Source organism: Luteimonas notoginsengisoli (genome assembly GCF_042648885.1).
Classification (GTDB): domain Bacteria; phylum Pseudomonadota; class Gammaproteobacteria; order Xanthomonadales; family Xanthomonadaceae; genus Luteimonas; species Luteimonas notoginsengisoli.
Window position 1 is genome coordinate 464,218 of record NZ_JBHRYF010000001.1, and the last position, 19,638, is coordinate 483,855.

The 19,638-nt window shown below is 69.4% G+C and carries 17 protein-coding genes and 1 pseudogene; 7 read left to right on the plus strand and 11 right to left on the minus strand.

The window, feature by feature from the left end; genetic code table 11:
• Nucleotides 1-22 precede the first annotated feature (22 nt).
• Both ACFOM9_RS02140 and ACFOM9_RS02145 read right to left on the minus strand, forming a co-directional pair.
• Nucleotides 23-490 carry an SUF system Fe-S cluster assembly regulator gene (locus tag ACFOM9_RS02140; RefSeq protein WP_386705739.1) on the minus strand — a complete coding sequence of 156 codons (468 nt, stop codon included), beginning with the start codon at nucleotides 488-490 and terminating at the stop codon, nucleotides 23-25.
• Between the two features lie 112 nt (nucleotides 491-602).
• Nucleotides 603-1,133: a cytochrome C gene (locus ACFOM9_RS02145; RefSeq protein ID WP_386705741.1), complete on the minus strand. Its 531-nt coding sequence runs from the start codon at nucleotides 1,131-1,133 to the stop codon at nucleotides 603-605.
• Nucleotides 1,134-1,266: 133 nt separating this feature from the next.
• On the opposite strand from ACFOM9_RS02145, the gene ACFOM9_RS02150 reads away from it, so the two are divergent.
• Together ACFOM9_RS02150 and ACFOM9_RS02155 are read left to right on the plus strand one after the other, a co-directional pair.
• Nucleotides 1,267-1,737: an SET domain-containing protein gene (locus ACFOM9_RS02150; RefSeq protein ID WP_386705743.1), complete on the plus strand. Its 471-nt coding sequence runs from the start codon at nucleotides 1,267-1,269 to the stop codon at nucleotides 1,735-1,737.
• Between the two features lie 198 nt (nucleotides 1,738-1,935).
• The gene (locus ACFOM9_RS02155) at nucleotides 1,936-4,164 is read left to right on the plus strand and encodes a DUF5916 domain-containing protein (protein WP_386705745.1); all 2,229 of its coding nucleotides are present in this window, start codon (nucleotides 1,936-1,938) and stop codon (nucleotides 4,162-4,164) included.
• A 51-nt stretch (nucleotides 4,165-4,215) separates the two neighbouring features.
• Here the strand turns inward: ACFOM9_RS02155 and ACFOM9_RS02160 are convergent, their stop codons facing one another.
• The 7 genes and pseudogenes from ACFOM9_RS02160 to ACFOM9_RS02190 all read right to left on the minus strand — a co-directional run bounded on the left by ACFOM9_RS02160 (nucleotide 4,216) and on the right by ACFOM9_RS02190 (nucleotide 8,548).
• Entirely contained in the window at nucleotides 4,216-4,917 is a 702-nt protein-coding gene (locus tag ACFOM9_RS02160) for a hypothetical protein (RefSeq protein ID WP_386705747.1), read from the minus strand.
• Between the two features lie 8 nt (nucleotides 4,918-4,925).
• The gene (locus ACFOM9_RS02165; RefSeq protein WP_386705749.1) at nucleotides 4,926-5,486 is read right to left on the minus strand and encodes a DUF1439 domain-containing protein; all 561 of its coding nucleotides are present in this window, start codon (nucleotides 5,484-5,486) and stop codon (nucleotides 4,926-4,928) included.
• A 185-nt stretch (nucleotides 5,487-5,671) separates the two neighbouring features.
• Nucleotides 5,672-6,103: a hypothetical protein gene (locus ACFOM9_RS02170; RefSeq protein WP_386705751.1), complete on the minus strand. Its 432-nt coding sequence runs from the start codon at nucleotides 6,101-6,103 to the stop codon at nucleotides 5,672-5,674.
• Between the two features lie 178 nt (nucleotides 6,104-6,281).
• Nucleotides 6,282-6,914 carry a M23 family metallopeptidase gene (locus ACFOM9_RS02175; RefSeq protein ID WP_386705753.1) on the minus strand — a complete coding sequence of 211 codons (633 nt, stop codon included), beginning with the start codon at nucleotides 6,912-6,914 and terminating at the stop codon, nucleotides 6,282-6,284.
• Nucleotides 6,915-6,964: 50 nt separating this feature from the next.
• Nucleotides 6,965-7,258, minus strand: a complete 294-nt coding sequence (locus tag ACFOM9_RS02180; RefSeq protein ID WP_386705755.1) for a helix-hairpin-helix domain-containing protein — start codon at nucleotides 7,256-7,258, stop codon at nucleotides 6,965-6,967.
• A gap of 1 nt (nucleotide 7,259) precedes the next feature.
• Nucleotides 7,260-7,765: pseudogene (locus ACFOM9_RS02185) on the minus strand (LysE family translocator).
• A gap of 393 nt (nucleotides 7,766-8,158) precedes the next feature.
• The gene (locus ACFOM9_RS02190) at nucleotides 8,159-8,548 is read right to left on the minus strand and encodes an HU family DNA-binding protein (RefSeq protein WP_386705757.1); all 390 of its coding nucleotides are present in this window, start codon (nucleotides 8,546-8,548) and stop codon (nucleotides 8,159-8,161) included.
• A gap of 519 nt (nucleotides 8,549-9,067) precedes the next feature.
• Here ACFOM9_RS02190 and ACFOM9_RS02195 point away from each other — a divergent pair.
• Together ACFOM9_RS02195 and ACFOM9_RS02200 are read left to right on the plus strand one after the other, a co-directional pair.
• Complete coding sequence (locus ACFOM9_RS02195; protein WP_386705759.1) at nucleotides 9,068-9,532, plus strand: type IV pilin protein; 465 nt, start codon at nucleotides 9,068-9,070, stop codon at nucleotides 9,530-9,532.
• 5 nt (nucleotides 9,533-9,537) lie between these two features.
• Nucleotides 9,538-12,267, plus strand: a complete 2,730-nt coding sequence (locus ACFOM9_RS02200; protein WP_386705761.1) for a putative bifunctional diguanylate cyclase/phosphodiesterase — start codon at nucleotides 9,538-9,540, stop codon at nucleotides 12,265-12,267.
• Between the two features lie 193 nt (nucleotides 12,268-12,460).
• Here the strand turns inward: ACFOM9_RS02200 and fusA are convergent, their stop codons facing one another.
• Nucleotides 12,461-14,539, minus strand: coding sequence for an elongation factor G (gene fusA / locus ACFOM9_RS02205; RefSeq protein ID WP_386705763.1), 2,079 nt, complete (start codon nucleotides 14,537-14,539; stop codon nucleotides 12,461-12,463).
• Between the two features lie 304 nt (nucleotides 14,540-14,843).
• Between fusA and ACFOM9_RS02210 the strand changes: the two genes are divergently transcribed.
• The 3 genes from ACFOM9_RS02210 (at nucleotide 14,844) to ACFOM9_RS02220 (ending at nucleotide 18,258) form a co-directional block, all read left to right on the plus strand.
• Nucleotides 14,844-15,293: an OsmC family protein gene (locus tag ACFOM9_RS02210; RefSeq protein WP_386705765.1), complete on the plus strand. Its 450-nt coding sequence runs from the start codon at nucleotides 14,844-14,846 to the stop codon at nucleotides 15,291-15,293.
• 167 nt (nucleotides 15,294-15,460) lie between these two features.
• Entirely contained in the window at nucleotides 15,461-16,231 is a 771-nt protein-coding gene (locus ACFOM9_RS02215) for a glycine zipper 2TM domain-containing protein (protein WP_386705767.1), read from the plus strand.
• Between the two features lie 338 nt (nucleotides 16,232-16,569).
• A complete protein-coding gene (locus ACFOM9_RS02220; RefSeq protein WP_386705769.1) occupies nucleotides 16,570-18,258 on the plus strand; it encodes an amidohydrolase in 1,689 nt (562 codons plus the stop codon).
• 296 nt (nucleotides 18,259-18,554) lie between these two features.
• Here the strand turns inward: ACFOM9_RS02220 and ACFOM9_RS02225 are convergent, their stop codons facing one another.
• Nucleotides 18,555-19,430, minus strand: coding sequence for a PhzF family phenazine biosynthesis protein (locus ACFOM9_RS02225; protein WP_386705771.1), 876 nt, complete (start codon nucleotides 19,428-19,430; stop codon nucleotides 18,555-18,557).
• Nucleotides 19,431-19,638 lie beyond the last annotated feature (208 nt).

Genomic DNA, 19,638 nt, shown 5'->3' on the forward strand with positions numbered 1-19,638 from the left:
CTACGGACATGGGGGTCTGGCCTCAGCTGGCGGTCAGGCGCGCTGGAATCGCGCGGCCACTGGACGGCTTGCCGGAAGTGGGAATGAACTGCGGCGACAGCATCTGCGCCAGCGACACGCCGCGCAGGGCATCGGCGACGACGTCGTTGATCCGGCGCCAGTTGGCGCGCACGTTGCACGAATCCTGGATCCCGCAGTTGCCGGCGTGGAGGCTGCATTCGGTCATGCCGAGTGGGCCCTCCATCGCCTCGACGACCTCGAACAGCGAGATCGCGGCGGCGGGGCGGGCCAGGCGGTAGCCGCCGTTGGCACCGCGGAAGGCTTCGACCAGGCCGGCCTGGGCCAGCGGCTTGAGCAGCTTGGCCACGGTGGGCGCTTCCAGCCCGGCGCGTTCGGCCAGGCCGGCGGCACTGGCGACGGCGTCGGGTTCGCTCGCCAGGACGGTGAGGACGACGGTCGCGTAGTCGGTGAGCTTGGTGACTCGGAGCATGGGCTCGGCTCGAAGGGCGCCGCGGGGCGCCGCCTTCTGGCTGGGAATCAATCAGGACCGAAATTGTACTGATTTGATGCCCGGCCGCCAAGTCCGGATGTGAGATCGGGCTTCAGTCGACGCCAGTCGAAGCCACGGGGGCTGCCGGCGGCAGCTTCAGTTCGAAGTAGGGCAGCGGCGGCTCCTGTCCCGGCGGCAGGTAGGCCGGGACCGGCGCGCCGGCCGGTCCCAGCGATCGCACGAATCGATAGAGGGCGCGCCGATCGTCTTCGCTCATCGCGCGCAGGGCGAAGTCCGGCATCAGCGGGCGCGTGCGCAGGGTGGCGCTGTACGCCAGCCACTGCGCTTCATCCATCTCCGCCAGTTTCAGGCGCAGGTTGGCGGCGTACGTCGTGCCCCAGGGGCCCTTGTAGCCGAGCGGCGATCCGGTCAGCCACTGCTGTTTGTCGAGCTTGCCGCCCTGTTCGGCGTATCCGGCGGTATGGCAGTCGTTGCAGCCGCTGGTGCGGACGATGTACTCGCCCCGCGCAAGGCCGGCGTCGTCGGGTACGGAGGGCGCGGCCATCGCGACGCCAACCGATGGCGATTGCGTGCAGCCCGCCGCGGCGAGCGCGACGATCAGGACGAGGGGGACCCGGGGCATGGCGGCACGCTCGCTGAGGAGGGAATGTCAGGCCATCGAACGGCGCATGCGGCCTCCGGCGGCCACGGCGGCGATAGCCCCGGCCAGTCGATTCGGGACACAATGCCGGTCACCCAGACCAACGCATGCACCCATGGCCAAGAAGAAGATCGCCGCCCGCCTGTCGCCCATCCACGGCAACGGCGTGTTCGCCACCGAGACCATCGAGAAGGGCGAGCGCATCGTCCGCTACCGGGGCACCCTGCGCAGCCACGACGAAGTGGACGAGGAATACGGCGAGCTCGAGGAGGACGGCCATACCTTCCTGTTCACGCTCAACGACGACTACGTGGTCGACGCCAACGCCGGCGGCAACATCGCGCGCTGGATCAACCACAGCTGCAAGCCCAACTGCGAAGCGGTGATCGAGGAAAACCAGAACGGCAAGCGCCACAAGGACAAGGTGTTCATCGAGGCGATCCGCAGGATCAAGCCGGGCGAGGAGCTGACCTACAACTACGGCATCACCCTCGACGAACCGCATACCGCCAAGCTCAAGAAGCTGTGGGCGTGCAAGTGCGGGTCGAAGAACTGCACCGGGACGATGCTGCAGCCCAAGCGCTGAGGCGTTGCGCGGGTCTGCGGGATGCGGGCCTGCGAAGTGAATCGCATTCATCGATGAGGAAGCCCGCCTCCGCGGGCTTCGCGTTGCCGATGCAGCCGGTGGTCGAAAGGTTGGCATGACTTGTGCCAGTCGGCCGCGGCGGAGGCTGGGGTTAACTTGCCGTGGCCGGGGACAAGCCCCACACGAGACGGAATTCCGATGCGAACTGCACGCCTGGCCCTTGCGCTGTCGACCGTGCTGTCCGCGCCCGCGTTCGCGGTGGAGATCGACGGCATCGTCGACCCGGCCGAGTGGCAGGGCGCGCGCCACGTTACCGATTTCCGCAAGGTCCAGCCGCTGTCCGGCGAGCCGGCCTCGCTGCCGACCGAAGCCTGGATCCTGGCCACGCCCGAGGGTCTGGCGGTCGCCTTCCGCAATGCCCAGCCGGCCTCGGTGACGCGCACCAGCCAGCGCGTGCAGCGCGACTTCGAGGAACAGGTCGACCGGGTGAACCTGATGGTGGATTTCGACGGCGACGGCCGCACCGGCTACAACTTCACCGTCAGCTCCACCGACGGCGTGTTCGACGCGGTGGTCACCAACGAGACCAAGTTCAACAAGGACTGGGACGGCAACTGGAAGCACGCCACCAGCAACGACGCCGACGGCTGGTCGGCCGAGATGCTCATCCCCTGGTACATCGCGCCGATGCGCGAGGGCAGCGACGGCAGGCGCACGCTCAAGGTCTACCTCGACCGCGTCATCGGCTCGACCGGCGAGCGCGCGGCGTGGCCGGCGGTGAGCTTCATGCAGTCGCGCTTCCTGTCGGGGTTCGCGCAGGTCGAGGTGCCGGTCTACAGCCAGTCGCTGCTGGCGGTCACGCCGTACGCATCGGGCCTGTACGACAACGTCGGCGGCGGCAGCGACTTCGACGGCGGCGCGGACATCTTCTGGAAGCCCAACGGCCAGTTCCAGCTGACCGCCACGCTCAACCCGGACTTCGGCCAGGTCGAGAGCGATGACCTGGTGGTCAACTTCGGCGCCACCGAGACCTTCGTCAGCGACAAGCGTCCGTTCTTCACCGAGAACCAGGGCCTGTTCGAATACACGACGCCATCGGACTACAGCCAGCTGCTTTACACGCGGCGCGTCGGCGGCCCGGCCGACGACGGTGACGGTTCCGGCGACATCACCGCGGCGGTCAAGCTCAACGGCAGTTTCGGCGCGACCAAGTACGGCGTGTTCGCCGCCGACGAATCGGGCAGCGCGGGCCGCACGTTCGGCGCGCTGCGGCTGGTGCGCGATTTCAGCAGCCAGAACGTGGGCCTGATGCTGACCCGCGTCGACCGGCCGTACCTGGACCGCGAAGCGACCGTGCTGGGCGTCGACCACAATTGGCGCCCGAGCCCGCGCTGGAACATCCGCACCCGGCTGTTCGGCAGCCAGATCCGCCAGCCGGGCGCGGATTCGGACGACCTGGGCGCCACCGTCTGGGCCGACTACGAGATGGACGGTGGCTGGCGCCAACAGTGGATCGCGATGCACTTCGGCGACGAACTGCAGATCAACGACCTGGGCTACCTGTCGCAGAACGACCTCAACTACGGCCACTGGGAAGTGTCGCGCCGCTTCACCGGGCTGCCGGACACCTCGCGCTACGCCTCGAAGGATTGGCGCTGGCGCATCAGCCGGGTCACCAACGATCATGGCGAACTGCTCCATGACCAGTTCCGGATGAGCAGGCGCAGCGAGCTGCGCAACGGCAGCAGCGAGTATGCGCAGGTCAACGTCAACAGCGCCGGCGTGGACGACCTGCTCACGCGCGGCAACGGCGTGGTGAACCTGCCGGCAAACTTCAACGCGGCGTTCGAATACGAGCGCCCGCGCAAGGGCGACTGGGCGTACGCGTTCGAAGTCGATGCGGTCACCGGCGGCCTGGCGGGCAATGATCGCGTCGGCTACGCGGTCGAGTTCGAGCCGACCTATTTCGTCAGTGACGCCTTCAGCCTCAATGCGGGCTTCTATGCCGATCGCACGCCGGACTGGCTGGTCTGGCAAGGCGGCAACCTGATCGGCAGCTTCGAGGGGCGCGAGTGGCATTTCAATGCCGGGCTTGACTGGAGCATCGGCGATCGCCAGGAACTGCGGGTGAAGCTGCAGACGCTGGCGATCGATGCGCGCGCGCTGCAGGCCTGGCGGGTGGACGGCGCGGGCAACGCGGTGCCCAGCAGCGAGCCGATCGAGGATTTCAGCGTGCGCAACCTGGGGTTCCAGATCCGCTATCGATACGAACTAGCGCCGCTGTCGTACCTGTACGTCGTCTATGGCCGCGGCGGCTATCGCGAGGACCGGTTCTCCGAAGATCCGTTCGACGGCCTGCGCGACAGCTTCGAGCTGCGCGACGACGAGCAGCTGCTGGTGAAGCTCAGCTACAGGTTCGAGATCTGAGCGATCGAGCCTGGGCTTCCTGCGGGCGGCTTGGCGGCGCGGGGTTCCACCCTACGGTTGCACTTCGCGCAGGTCGGCCGACGCGATGCGCCACGCACGCTGCTCGTCGCTGGCGCCGTCGACGACGGTGCGGTGCAGCGTGTAGGTGCCGGCGTAGCGGTGGACGCTGCCGTCGGCGCGGGTCGCGGTCAGTCCCACCGGTACCTGGATATAGCGCTGTCCGGCGCCGGCATCGGCGTTGATGGGGTCGCCGATCGTCGCGGCCACGTGCGCGGTGTCGGCGAAGCCGTCCGCGAACTGCTGCGGCGTCTGCCTGCTGGCCCTGCCGTTGTCGGACCACAGTGCGTAGGCGCGCGCATGGCTGCCGCTGTCGATCGCGGCGTAGTACTCGCGGATCACCGCGACGGCATCCTGCGCCGTGGGTTCGCCGGGCGCGCCGGCCGGCACGCCGGGGCCGGCAGGCTCGGTCGCGGCGCCCGGCAGCAGCCCGGTTTCGGGGTTGAGCAGGTCCACCTGGTCGGCCGGTTCGGCCGCCACCGGCGCCGGGGGCTCGCCGGACAGGGGCACTTCGCCCGGGCCGGGACGCGAGGACATGCCGGTGACCGAACCGCCAGGCTGGTCCGGTGCCGGCAGGGCGTCCGGCTGGCCGGCCGCCCTGCCGGCGCCGGTCGCGGAGCGATCGCTGCAAGCGGGCAGCGCGATCGCACAGGCCAGCACGCAGGCGAGAACAGGGAGTCTTGCGGTCCAGGACATGGGCGGCCTCAGCGATCCAGGTGGACGACGACGCCGCCGCGCTCGATGCCGACGTTGCCGATGCGCTTGCCCGCGGGCAGCTTGGCGAGCAGGTCGGGGTCGAGGCGATAGACCGGCTCGCTGCGGGCGTACTCGGCGAGCAGGCTGTTGACCACGCCACGCGCGCCGCCCTTGAGCAGGGTGCCGGAGCCGGGAAGATCGAACTGCTGCAGGTCGGGATCGACGAGGTGCAGGCCCTGCGTGGACGGGTCGTAGCGCAGGCTGCTGGCCAGCGCGAGATGGCCGGTCGGCGCGCCTTCGCCACCGAGCGCGCCCATGCCGACGTCGAACTCCAGCCGCAGCCGCGTATCGCCCGGCGGGATCGACAGCCGCGGATTGGCCAACGTCACCTCGACCAGTCCGCCGAGCTTGTCGAACGTGCGCGGGAAACGCTTGTCCAGCGAGTGCTGCAGCTGCGTCGGCGTGAACGCGACCTGGTCGTTGAGCCAGGCCGACAGCGCACCGATCGTCGAGCATGCGGCGAGCAGCGATACGGCGGCGGCAAGGAGCAGGTGGCGGGCGTTGCGCATGGGTCTTCCACGTGGCGGAGCGATGGCGCGCACCTTACTCGAACGCGGTGAACAGGGCATCAGGGCAGCGGGCGCCGGTGGATAGTTCGCGGCGAATGCGTTGATCGCGGACGCCGGTTACGCGGCAGGTTGCGCGGACGCAGGTCGCACCTGCACGCAGGGCGCGTGTGGAGCGGAACCGCGCCTCAGGGCAATTCGGCCAGCACCTTGCGCCGCGGCTGCAGCCAGGCGACCAGCAGCCCGAGCAGCAGCATGGTGGCGACGCCGGCCAGCAGCTGCTTGGCCACCAGCGACGCGGGCAGCGGCTGCACGGCGTAGTAGATCAGGTAGCCCGGGACCGTCGAGAACAGGGCCATCGCCAGGCCGAACCGCAGGCCCTGGAACAAGGCCGATCGACTGCCGGAGAAACCCTGTGCATAGAGCCAGGTCATCGCGAAGCCGACCAGCACGTGCGCGAGCACCATCCAGTGCGCGTACTGGCGGCTGTCGGCGTCGCTGCGGAACATCGCGCCCAGCGCGGCGTAGTCAGGTGCCAGCAACACACCGTGGACGATGAAGCCGAGCAGCAGCGCGGCGATCGACATGACCAGTCCGCAGACCCAGAACCGCTTGTCCATGGCGTGCTCCCTCGCAGGCAACGCATCGCGCGGGCCGCGCCGATGTCGCGGCGATGCTACTCCGCGCGCCCGGTGGCGTCGATGCGTGCCGGACGCATGTTCTACCTGCAATGGCGCGCACCTTCGATACCGGTCGCGACAGGGCGATCGCGTGCCGCGAATCGCGATTCGGGTTTGGTCAGTGCTTTTCCGGCGCGGCGGGCGGCATGTCGCGGTGGTCGCTCGCTGTGTGGCCGTCGCGCGCACCTGCGCGCAGCAGCGGCAGCGGATCGCGTGCGCCTTGCCCGCCGTAGATGCCGAGATGCAGGTGCGTGGGCGTGCCGCGGGCATTGCCGCTGTCGCCGACCCCACCGATCCGGTCGCCGGCACGGACGATGTCGCCCGCCTGCAGGCCGGGCGTCCAGTCGTCCAGGTGCGCGTAGTAGTAGCGCTCGCGACCCGGACCCAGGATCCAGACCTGGCGACCGCCGAGGCCGGATTCGCGGATCGAAGCCACGATGCCGAGCGTCGCGCTGCGCACCGGCGTGCCGCGTGCGGCGAAGATGTCGACGCCGGCGTGGCGCCGGTCGCGTCCGCGGGGCGCGCCAAAGGTGTCCGCGATCCCGCGCGCACGGACGCCATCGACCGGGACCGGAAGCGCGGTGGCTGGCGGCATGCGCGACAGCTCCCAGCCGATGCGCCACCGCGCCGCGAATGGCTGCCGCCAGGCCCAGTGCGTCAGCGCCGCGAGGGCCATGATCACGACGATCGCCGTCACCCAGCGCCGCGCGGCGGGTGCGTCGTCATGTCGGGGGCGGATTTCGTCAGCCATGGCGCGAAGCTGCACGCAGCATGGAGAAGGTGGCGTGCAAGCCGGCCGGATCAGCGCCGGGCAGCGGCCAGATGGCGCTTGCGTTCCGGCGTGTAGTGCCACCAGGGATGCGGAGGCGCGCCTTCCATGAAACGTACCGCGCTGATGAAGGTATCGATGACGCAGGGATCGTGGCGCACGCCGGTGACCGTGCACAGGCGTTCGTACAGCACGTACGGATCCTTGCCTGCCAGCTGCGCGGGCCGCTCGATGCCGAGGTTGCGGAAATCCTCGACCATCGCCGGGCCGATGTTGGGGATGTCGGCCAGTTGCAGGGCTTCGCCCGCGATGCGTGCCTTGGTCATGTCAGCCCCGTGGCTGCAGCGCGAGGCGCAGGCCGATGCCAAGGAATACGGTGCCGATCGCCCGTTGCCGCCAGCGTGCCAGGCGCGGACTGGCCGACAGCCGCCGGCCGAACCGGCCGATCACGAAGGCCAGGGTCGCGCTGTTGGCGAAGCCGATCGTCGACGGCAGCGCACCCAGCACCAGGAACTGCAGCCACGCCATGCCGCGTTCGGGGTGCACGAACTGCGGCAGGAAAGCCAGGAAGAACAGCGCCACCTTCGGGTTGAGCACGCCGGCGACGACCGAGCGGCGGTAGACGTGAGCCTTCGCCGGCGGCGCAGCAACTGCCGCGGGTAGCTCGGCCTTGTGGCGCCAGGCCACGATGCCAGCCAGACCAGATAGGCGGTGCCCGCGTACTTCAGCAGTTCGAACGCCAGCGCGGAAGTGGCCAGCAGCGCCGAAAGACCGAACCCGGCCGCGGTGGCATGGATCGACGTTGCGGTTTCCAGCCCGAGGCCCGCCTGCAATCCGCGGCGCGTTCCGCCCCGCGACCGTTTGCGCGACGATCCAGGCAGCCCCTGGCCCGGGGATCAGCACCAGCACGGTTGCGGCGGCGAGATAGGAGAGCCGGGTCGTTGGATCGAACAATGACGTCACGTATTGCTCCAGGGGGTAGGTCGGGGAAGGCAAGCCAGCGTCGCGTAGCGGGCCGTCACGGCTGTTTCCGTCACTCCGGCTTAGGAAGAAGCGGGAGCCTGGATCGGCATCCATCCCCGTGATCAGGGATGCGCAGACGCAGCGTTCCAGGCCTGGACGACGGGAAAGAAAAAGGCCGGAGCATTTCCCGAAGGAAAGGCATCCGGCCCGGTTTCCGCAGGTGGAGCGACGTGCCGCCGCCCACCATCACGCGCTTGCCTGGATCAGGCAGCGGCGTCCTTGAGCTTCTTCAGCGGGCGCACCTTGACCTTGACCGAGGCGGGCTTGGCGGCGAACCACTGCTCTTCCTTGGTGAACGGGTTGATGCCCTTGCGCTTCGGCTTGGCCGGCACGTTGACGGCGGTGATCTTCAGCAGGCCGGGCAGGGTGAACGAACCGGCGCCCTTCTTGCTGACCGAACCGTGCACCGCCCCTTCCAGCGCGGACATCACGGCACGCACGTCCTTGGCGGCAACGCCGGTGGAGGTGGCGATGTGGGCGACCAGGCCCGACTTGCTCAGGGCTTCCTTGATCGGCTTCGGCGCGGCCGGCTTCGCAGCGGCGGCCTTCTTCGGTGCAGCCTTCTTGACTGCCTTTTTCGCTTTCTTCGCCATGTGTGTGTGTTTCCGTATTCGTTGGTTGATTGAAGGGCCGAACCCGTCGGCAAGCGCAATGTAGGGCAAGAAAACCCCTACGCCAAGTATTTTCAGCGGGAAAGCCGGTGTTTTTTCGCGTCGGAGCGACCCGTGATCGCCCCCGGTTGGAGGCAGCGAACGCCGCCACCGGACTGGCACTGCGCGACCAGGGCGGGCGAAGTGGACCGGGAAAATTTCTCGGTCCGGACCCGAGCCCGCAAGGCGTCCAACCCGCCGGACAGGAAGGCGGGGAGCGCAATGCGGGCGAACAACCCGCGGTATCAGTCCTCACGTCTCCGTGACCGCTTTCCGGCATGCTGTCCACCGCCGCCGCCTGCGCCCGAAGTCCGGCCGGGGAAACGCTTGGCCAGCGCTAAAGCAAGCGGCTTTGCAGACGATAACGCGGTGGGACGCGAACCGGAGACGCTTCTAATGGATGGCCAGTTCCCGACCGCTTCGCGGAGGGCAGCAGCACGACGTGTGGCGTCGTGGCGCGGCGTGCGTGCGATCGGAGATCGGGCGCGGCGCGGCTTCACCCTGCTCGAGCTGATGATCGCGGTCGCCATCGTCGCGATCCTGGCCGTGGTCGCCTCGGGCCAGTACAACGGCTATATCGACCGGATGAAGGTCGACCAGGCCAAGGCGGACATCCACATGATCGACCTGGCCATCCAGCGGTTCTACAGCAACAGCTTCACCTATCCGCCCGACCTGGCGGCGGTCGGTTACGCCGGCAAGCTCGACCCGTGGGAGCGGCCCTACCACTACACGGAACTCAGCGGCAAAGGCAGCAAGGGCAAGGCGCGCAAGGACCACAAGTTGAATCCGCTCAACTCGGACTTCGATCTGTTCAGCGCGGGCAAGGACGGCGTGTTCAAGACCCAGGTCGACCAGAAGTCCAGCCTGGACGACGTCATCCGCGCGCGCGATGGTGGCTTCGTCGACCTCGCCGAAAAATTCTAGGTGCGATGGCTACCAGCCTGAGGCCGCGGGGCGCCATCCTCGCCAGTCGCTTCGGACGCCGCATCTTCGCGATGTTCTGCCTGGCTGCGCTGCTGCCCGCGGTGACGGTGCTCGTCATCGGCGACCGGATCGCGAGCCGCCAGGCGGAGCAGGCCAGCGAACGGGTGCTGCGGGCGGATGCGAAGGATTTCGCCATCTCGGTCTACTCGCGCCTGGAACTGGCCGCCGCCGCGCTAGCTTCGGTGCCCATCGATGGCACGAGCGGACGGAACCTAGCTGTCTATTTCGACGAAGTCGCTCGACTCGATGGCGAGGACGCGCGCCCGGCGGCGTCCCGTCTGGACCCGCGATCGCAGCGGGCGCTGCGCGCGCTGCCCGAGAGCGTGAGGCTGGCGGTCGTGCCTGCGACGCAGGGGGCCGGGCGCAGCATCGTCCTCCTGCGCCGCCTGCCGGGCGACGGCGCGCTGCTGGCGGCGACGCTCAAACCGGATTTCCTGTGGGGCGGACCGGACGACCTGCGCAGCTACGTCAGGCTATGTGCGAACGACGGGGCGCAGCGCCTGTTCTGCGGCGGCGCAGCTGCGTTTCCGGCGAACGGGGAGCGCACCCGGACTGCGGAATGGCAGCTGTTCCTGAAGCCGACCTTCGGCATCGGCGGCTGGACCTTCAGCGCCGAGGGGCTCGCGCCGCAGCGCCCACGCGCCTATACCGGCCTGCTGCTGCCCGTCGCGATCGGGGTGCTGTTGCTGGCGGTGCTGCTGAGTTCCATGCAGATCCGCCGCGTGCTGGTGCCGCTGGACAGCCTGCTGCACAGGATCCGCGCGTTCGGCGGGGTGCCTGTCGCCGCCTCGGAGGTCCGGGGCAAGGACGAGTTCGAGATGCTGTCGCACACGTTCGAGGGCATGGGGGCGCGGATCGGCCAGCAGATGGAAGCCCTGCGCATGCTGGCCATGATCGACCGGCAGATCCTCGCGCGCGAACCGCTGGAAAGCGTCATCGAGTCGGTGCTTTCGCACGTGCAGCGCATTGCCGGCGCCACGGTGGCGATCGTCGTCGTCCGTGACGCCGGTGTCGAATGCCATGGCCGGTCGCGCAATGGAGGCGACACCGTCGTCTTCCGGCTGGGGGACATGCCGGACGTCAAGGGCGACGGTGATGCAGCCGGAGACGTCTGCGTGCCGCTGCAGGCGCTGCCGCCCGGCCGGCTGCGCGACTGGTTCGAACGCTGTGGCGACAGCCACGTGCGAGTGTTGTCGATCGAGCACGCAGCCTCGACGCCCGCGCCGCTGTGGGTGTTCTTGGGCACGGCGCTGGGCGCGGACATCGTGTCCGGCGCGCTGGCGAGTGCCGGAGACCTGGCCGAACGGATCGCGGTCGCGCTCGTGTTCGAACGCCATGAGCGCCGGCTCGTGCAGCAGGCGCGGCTGGACTCGCTGACCGGGCTGCCCAACCGGCTCGCCGCCTACGAAGCGCTCGGGACCCACATCGCAGCCGCCGCCACGAGCGGCACCGGGTTCGCCACGGCGTTCCTGGACCTCGACCGGTTCAAGTCGATCAACGACGGGCTGGGCCACGCCTTCGGCGATGACCTGCTGGTCGAGATCGCGCGCCGCATACGGGGCGCGGTCGCCGCGGGCGTTTTCGTTGCGCGCCTGGGCGGCGACGAGTTTTTCCTCATCCTGCCGGACGTGACCGGACAGGCGGACGCCACCCGGGCGGTGCAGCGGCTCGAACGTGCCTTCGACCGCCCGATTGTCGTTGGCCAGCGCGAATTCCAGCAGCGGTTCAGCGTCGGCATCGCCTTCCATCCGGCCGATGGCGCGGATGCGGCGACCCTGATCCGCGCCGCCGACATGGCGATGTATCGGGTGAAGAAAGCCGGCGGAAGCGGCAGCGCGTTCTTCGACGCGGCGATGGACACGGCGGCCCAGGAGCGGCTGCAGATGGAGAACGACCTGCGCACCGCCATCCACGAACGTCGCATTGCGCTGTACTACCAGCCGCGCGTGGACAGCCGCAGCGGCCGGGTGATCGGCCTGGAAGCGCTGGTGCGCTGGATCGAGCCCGACGGCCGCGTGATCCCGCCGACCGAGTTCATTGGTCTGGCCGAGGAATGCGGACTGATCGACGAACTGGGCGCGCTGGTCATGGACGAAGCCTGTCGCCAGCTGTCCATCTGGAAGGCGATGGACCTGCATCCGCCGCGCGTTGGCGTGAATGTCTCCGGCCACCAGCTGGATTCAGGCGCGCTGGTGCCCACGCTATCGGCCACGATGGCGCGCTGGGCGATCGAACCGGGGTGCGTGGAGATCGAAGTGACCGAAACCGCGCTGGTGCGCGACAGCGAGTCCGGCAGCCGCCAGCTCGAAGCGGTCCGGGCGCTGGGCGTGCAGGTGGCGATCGACGACTTCGGCACCGGCTACTCTTCGCTGGCCTATCTCACCCGGCTGCCCAGCGATACGCTGAAGATCGATCGCGCCTTCGTGGTCGACCTCGCGCGCGGCGATCGGGCGGCCGAAGCGGTCGTGCGTTCCATCATCGGCATTGCGCGGGATCTCGGGAAAGGCGTGGTCGCCGAAGGCGTCGAATCCATCGAGCAGGTACGCGCGCTCGATGGCTGGGGCTGCCACACCATCCAGGGCTTCATCTACGCGCGCCCGCTGCCGGCCGAAGCGGCGACGCGCCTGCTGGCCGAGGGCGGCATCCTGCGACCGTCCGGGCCCGGGACGGGCTAGAACCGGCGCCTACGGGGCTCGTATTCCGACTGTGACGAGGGGCGCAGCCGGAGGCGCGCACCCGCAGGGCCCACGCCTTCGTCGTGCTTTGCGGGGCTGATCCCCACGCGCAGCGCAAGCAAGCTCTGTCGAGTCCTGCCGTGGTCCGGCGCCGCCGATGCACGACGCCGATGCCCCGAAGATGGACGCGCGCCTACTCGTCTTCGTGCTTCGGCTTCCAGGCCTCCGCCAGCTTCTGTTGCACCTGCGCCGGCACCGGCTCGTAGTGGCTGAAATCGAGCGAATAGCGGCCCCGTCCGGCGGTGGCCGACTTCAGCTCCGCGGCATAGCCTTCGAGTTCCGACAGCGGCACCTGCGCCTTCACCACGATTTCGCCGCCGCGCACCGAATCGGTGCCGTTGATGCGCGCGCGCTTGCCGGCCAGGCCGCCGCTGATGTCGCCCATGTGCTGCTCGGGCACGTTCACGTCGAGATCCACGATCGGCTCGAGCACCTGCGGCCGCGCCTTGGCAATGGCGTCGAGGAAAGCCTTCTTGCCGGCGGCCACGAACGCGACCTCCTTGCTGTCGACCGGATGGTGCTTGCCGTCGTAGACGATCACGCGCACGTCCTGCATCGGATAGCCGGCGATGGCGCCGCCGTCCAGGACCTGGCGCACGCCCTTTTCCACCGCCGGCAGGAACTGGCCGGGAATCGTGCCGCCCTTGACCTCGTCGACGAACTCGAAGCCCGCGCCGCGCGGCAGCGGCTCGATGCGCAGGAACACCTCGCCGAACTGGCCGGCGCCGCCGGTCTGCTTCTTGTGCCGGTGGTGGCCTTCGGCCTTGCCCGAAACGGTCTCGCGGTAGGCGATCCGCGGCGGGCGGGTGTTCACCTCGACGCCATAGCGTTCCTTCAGCCGGTCCAGGTGGATACGCAGGTGCAGGTCGGACAGACCGCGGATCACGGTCTCGTTGGTATCGGCCAGGTGCTCGACCTGGAAACAGGGATCCTCCTCGGCCAGCTTGTGCAGCGCGGTCGCGAGCTTCTGCTCCTGGCCGCGGCTGCCGGCCTCGATGGCGAGGCCGAACATCGGCTTCGGGAAGTCCAGCGGCGCCAGGTGGATGTGGTCGTCGGCGTGCGAGTCGTGCAGCACCGCGTCGAAATGCAGCTCGTTGACCTTGGCCACCGCCGCGATGTCGCCGGGAATCGCCTGCGCGACCTCGACGTGGTCCTTGCCCTGCAGCCGGAACAGGTGCGCGACCTTGAACGGCTTCCTGCCGTCATCGACGAACAGCTGCGAATCCCGACATATCGTGCCCTGGTAGACGCGGAACACGCCAAGCTTGCCGACGAACGGATCGTTGACGATGCGGAACACGTCGGCGATCACGTGCGCATCCGGATCCGGCCGTGCCTCGACCGGCTGCGCGTCGGGCCCGCTGCCTTTCAGGAAGGGCGGCGGGTTCGCCTCGCCCGGATGCGGGAACAGGCGCGCGGCGATGTCGAGCAACGCCCGCACCCCGACCCCGCTCTTCGCCGAGACGAAGCACACCGGAACCAGGTGGCCCTCGCGCAGGCACTGTTCGAACGCATCGTGGAGTTCGTCGCCGGCCAGGCCGCTCTCGCCGAGTTCGAGGTAGCGGTCCATCACCGTCTCGTTGACCTCGACCACCTGGTCGACGATTTTCCGGTGCCAGTCCGCCACCGGCCCGAGGTCGCTGTTTCCGTCCGGGCCGTTCGAAGGCGCCGGCGCGAAGCAGTCGACGACCGCGTTGCCGGCGTCGGCCGGCAGGTTCAGCGGCAGTACCTCGTTGCCGAATTCGCTGCGCAATTCCCCGAGCACGCGCGCGCAGTCGGCGGCATCGTGGTCGATCTTGTTGACGACGACGACGCGGCACAGCCCGCGCTGCCTCGCGCGGGCCATCATCCGGCGGGTGCCGTATTCGACGCCCTTGTCGGCGTCGACCACGATCGCCACCGTTTCCACCGCCGCCAGCGCGGACAGGGTGGGGCCGCGGAAGTCGGGATATCCCGGCGTATCGACGAGGTTGACGTGGATCGGGCGGTTCCCTGCGGCCGCGTAGTCGATGCTCGCGACCGCGGCGTCGATGGAGTGGCCGCGCTCGCGTTCCATCGGATCGAAATCGGACACGGTGTTGCCGCGCTCGATCGTGCCTGCCGCCTGAAGGGCGCCGCCGGCATGCAGCAGGGCTTCGAACAGCGTGGTCTTGCCGGCGCCAGGGTGGCCTGCGAGGGCCACGTTGCGGATGTCCGGAGTCGAGTACGGCATGAGCCAGTTCCTCCCGTCGTGCTGCTGGGAGAGTCCGGCCGCGGCCGGGCTCCCATGGAGGGATCCCTCGCGATTCCGGTGGCACGACCGGCCCGTCGCGAGGCATCCGCGTACGACGTCATGGCTGTCCGCGGGGAAAGCGCGTGGACCGGGCGGCGCGCTCGGCAGGCGGTCATGGCGGGACGGCGACCATAGCGCGATGGGAAACACAGCGTCCCGTTGCAGCGCAACAAAGCGAACGTCGCCGTAACGGGCCGGTGGGCTAACCTGCCAACTCCCCCCCAGCAGCACTGGAGACAGGTCCATGGCCACCACCCGTCACGCCACCGCCCACTGGTCCGGCGACCTCAAGACCGGAAGCGGCTCGATCAGCACGCCGCAGAGCGGGCTGATGGCCGACACCGCCTACGGCTTCAACACCCGCTTCGGCGAAGGCAATCCCGACGCCAAGCGCGGCACCAACCCCGAAGAGTTGATCGCCGCCGCGCACGCTTCGTGCTTCACCATGGCGCTGTCGCACGCACTGGCGCAGGCCGGGCACGCGCCCGACGCGGTGGACACGCGCGCCGAAGTGGACCTGTCGATGGACGGCGGCCCCACCATCAGCGCGATCCGGCTGGAGACCAAAGCCAAGGTGCCGGGCATCGACGAGGCCGGGTTCCGCGCGATCGCCGACGACGCCAAGCAGAACTGCCCGGTTTCCAAGGCGCTGTCGGCGGTGCCGATCACGCTGAAGGCGGAACTGCTGGGCTGAGGCAGGCGCGTCCGCGCCGTCGTTCCCGCCGCGTCGAGCCGGCGCGGCTGTCGGCGCGCTAAACGGGAGCGACCAAACGCGCTGCGGGCCGGTTCGATTCAGGCGTGCGTTATCGCCCCGGCGCTAGCGTGTGCCTCGCGCCCGGCCCGGGTGCCCGGGAGCCCCTCATGCATCGTATCGCCGCCCCCCTGCTGGTCCTCGGACTGGCGGCCTCCGCCGGCAGCGCCTTCGCGCAGTCCGCTTACCCGGCACAGCCGTATCTTCCAGACCGCGACGACAGCGCGTACGCGACGACGTCCGGTGCGCAATACGACCAGGCGCGCGTGGTCCGCGTCGATCCGGTGATCGTGTCCGGCTACGCGGACGACCGCTATGGCTCGACGGCGCAGCGCTGTCGCTCGCGGCGCGACGATGGCTACGTCGGGGATGACGATCGCGATGGTTATCGCGATCCGTACGCGGGCGGATATCGCGGCGACGGGTACGCCGGCGACGGCGATCGCGACGGGGATTACGGCGATGACCGCTATCGGGAAGACGGCTACCAGAACGGCGGCTATCGCAACGACGGCTACCGCAGCGCGGGCAGCGAAACCGGTCGCAACGTTGCCACCGTGCTCGGCGGCGTGGTCGGCGCCGTCCTCGGCAGCAAGGTCGGTGGCGGCTCCGCGCGCTACGCGACCGCCGCCGTCGGGTCGATGGTCGGCGGCATGGCCGGACGGCAGGTGTACGAGCGCAGCCACCGCGCGGAGCGCGATCGCGTGGTCACCGTCTGCGACCCGGTGCCGGCAAGCGGTAACGGCTACACCGTCGACGACAACCGCGTGGGCGCGTACGACGTGACGTACGAATATGCCGGCCGCACCTACACCACCCGCACCAACCACCATCCCGGCGACACGATCCGCGTGCGCGTCGACGTGCAGGCGGCGGAATAGTCTCAAGGCGGTTCGGGACTCGCGAAACAACGCGAGTCCTGCTGGTCGTGGAATTGCCGTCGATTCTCGCGCCTGCGGGCGGACGCGAGAGCCGGTCGGTGCAGTGACGCCTAGCGGGAGCTCCCCCAGCGACCCTGACGCGCGCGGAGCAGAGCGGGGCGATCGACGCGGCCCTTGTCGGTTGATGCAGCGCCTGGGATTTCCGTAGGAGCGCACCGGGCGAGCCGCTTGCAGCCCGCTCAAGATTCCAGGCACGCACCTCGCTGTGCCGTCGTGCGCACGTTGCCGTGGCCCGGGCACGGCGGCATAGTGCGGGGATTCCCTACGGAGTCGCCTGCATGCGCCGCATCACCTGGATCGCCACGCTGTGCTGCCTTGCCGCCACCGCGCAGGCGGCCGACGTACACTTGCTGACCGCTGCACGCATCCACACGTCCGATCCCGCGCAGCCGCAGGTGCAGGCGATGGCATGGGACGCGTCCGGGCGCGTGCTGGCCGTGGGTGACGCGAAGGCGTTGCTGGCGCGCTATCCGGACGCGGAGCGCGTCGATGCCGGGACGGCGACCGTCGTGCCGGGACTGATCGACGCCCATGGGCACCTGATGGGCCTGGGCTACGCCTTGATGCAAGCCGATCTGTTCGGCGCCGGCGACAAGGCCGAGGTCATCACGCGGCTCAAGGCATTCGAAGAGAAGGAAAGGCTGCCCGATGGCGCCTGGCTGATCGGCAACGGCTGGGACCAGAACGACTGGCCGGAGAAGACGTTCCCGACGGCCGCCGACCTGGACGCGGCGTTTCCTGACCGACCGGTGTGGCTGGAGCGCGTCGACGGGCATGCCGGCTGGGCCAACAGCGCGGCGATGAAGCTCGTCGACCAGGCGGCGCCCGACCGTCCCCTGGCCGGCGATTGGCAGCCCGACGGCGGGCGCATCCTGCGCGAGGACGACAAAGCCACCGGCGTGTTCGTCGACGAGGCCATGAACCTCGTGCGGGCGCAGATGCCCCAGCCCGACGACGCCTATCGCGCGCAGGCGCTGGCACGCGCGCTTGCGACGGCGGCCCGCGACGGCCTGACCGGCGTGCACGACATGGGCGTGTCGCGCGAGGAACTGGCGCTCTACAAGCGCTTCGCCGACGACGGCAAGCTGACCTTGCGCATCGACGCGTACGCCAACGGCGACAGCGACGCGCTCGCGGACCTGTGCGCGAATGGCGCGTACCGGCATCCGGGCGGACGGCTGGAGATGCGCGGCGTCAAGCTGTATATCGATGGCGCGCTCGGCAGCCGCGGTGCCGCCCTGCTCGGCGATTACAGCGACGAGGCCGGCAACCGCGGCCTGCTGGTCACCGACCCCGCCACCTACGAAGGCATCGTGCGCAAGGCCAAGGACTGCGACGTGCAGGTCGCCACGCATGCGATCGGTGATCGCGGCAACCGCATCGTGCTCGATACCTATGAGCGCGTGCTGGGGGACGACGCGAAGGCCGACCATCGCTGGCGCGTCGAGCACGCGCAGATCGTGTCGCGCGAAGACATCCCGCGCTTCGCGCCCCTGGGCGTGATCGCCTCGATGCAGCCGACGCACGCCACGTCCGACATGCCGTGGGCGGAGGAGCGGCTGGGCAAGGAGCGGCTGTTCGGCGCCTACGCCTGGCAGCGCTTCCTGCACAGCGGCGCGCACCTGGCGCTGGGGTCTGATTTTCCGGTCGAATCGCCCGATCCGCGCCTGGGCCTCTACGCGGCAGTGACGCGCCAGGACCGCGACGGCCACCCACCGGGCGGCTGGCTCTCCGACCAGCGCCTGAGCGCGGCCGAAGCGCTGCGCGGGTTCACCTCCGATGCCGCGTATGCCGGTTTCGACGAGGAGCAGGTCGGCAAGCTGGCGCCGGGAATGCGCGCGGACTTCGTGATCCTCGGCGGCGATCCACTGTCCGTTCCCGTAGCGCAGCTTGACGACCTGCAGATCGAATCCACCTGGGTCGACGGCAAGCCGGTGTACGAAGCGGACAAGCCTGCAAAGCCGTAGCAGCAGACCTTGGCGGCGCTTTGGCGATGCTCTTGTGGGAGCGGCTTCAGCCGCGAGCTTTTCGCAATATCCCGAAGATCAAGAGCTCGCGGCTGAAGCCGCTCCCACACGTCCAAGGGGACCGTCGCGGCGGTTGCCAGCGTCAAACGATCGCGCTGAAGCCGCAAAACATTCGACGGTCGCCCGCTGCCCTCCTTGGCGCCACCTCGTCGACTACGGAGAACCCGGCCCGCCCAACCGTGGCTGGGCGTTCACCGGCGCAGCCGATGCCGACGGGGCATCGGTTGACCGCGCGCTCACCAGTCAATCTGCCCGCTCACCACCGTCTGCACGCGTCCGCCCGACCACACCTCGCCATCGGCGTCGACGAACAGCTCGATGATCGCGTCGTGGCCGACCTCGCGGCCCTGGCTGATGCGGTAGTGGCCGTCGGGGCTGGGCAAGGCATCGCGCGAGGCCAGCCACGCCGCCAGCGTTGCGTTCGCCGCGCCCGATGCGGCGTCTTCGAACTGCCCCGGCGCACCGACGAACGCCCGTACCGCGAGGTAGTAGACCGGATCATCGCTGCGCGCGAACACGCACAGCCCCATGCTGTCGGTGGCTTGCGCGAGCCTGCCGATCGCCTCCCAGTCCGGCTGCGCCGAGCGCAGCGTCGCCTCGTCGCGCAGCTCGGCCAGCCACCAGCGGCGGCCGCCGTCCATCAGGGCCGGCGGCAGCGCGCCCAGCGGCAGCGCTGCGAGCGCGTCGCGCAGGCGTGGGTCGGCTGCGTCGGCAACCTCCGCCACGCGCGCCCGCGGCGTGCGCACCGCGATGGTCCGGGCATGCCCGGAGCCTGCCACCCGCAGCGGCAGGTTGCCGGCGATACCCTCCTGCACCAGCAGGCCTTCGCGTGGCGTCGCCAGCGCCGCTTCCAGCACCGCGTGCGCGGTGCCGACGCTGGGGTGGCCGGCGAACGGCACCTCCCGCCGCGGGCTGAAGATGCGCAGCCGGTAGTCGGCGTCGGGCGTCGTGGCGGGGAACACGAACGTGGTTTCGGGCAGGCGCGTCCAGCGTGCGATCGCCTGCATGGCGTCGTCGTCCAGGCCCTGCGCTTCAAGCACCACCGCGAGGGGATTGCCGGCGCCCGGGCGGTCGGCGAAGACATCGAGCTGGAGATAGGGGCGGGAGGGCATGGGGGTCCGTGGGGAGGATGAAGGGTGTGCGGGCGGGAAGTGTAGGCGGCGGGGATCACTCGCGGGGCAAGAAGGGATCTTTGTGGGAGCGGCTTCAGCCGCGAGCTTTGTCCGGGCCGCGGCAGACTGTCGAAAAAGCGCGGCTGCAGCCGCTCCCACAGGATCGAGGGCTCGCGGCCAAAGACGCTTCTGCCACGTCACGCAGGGT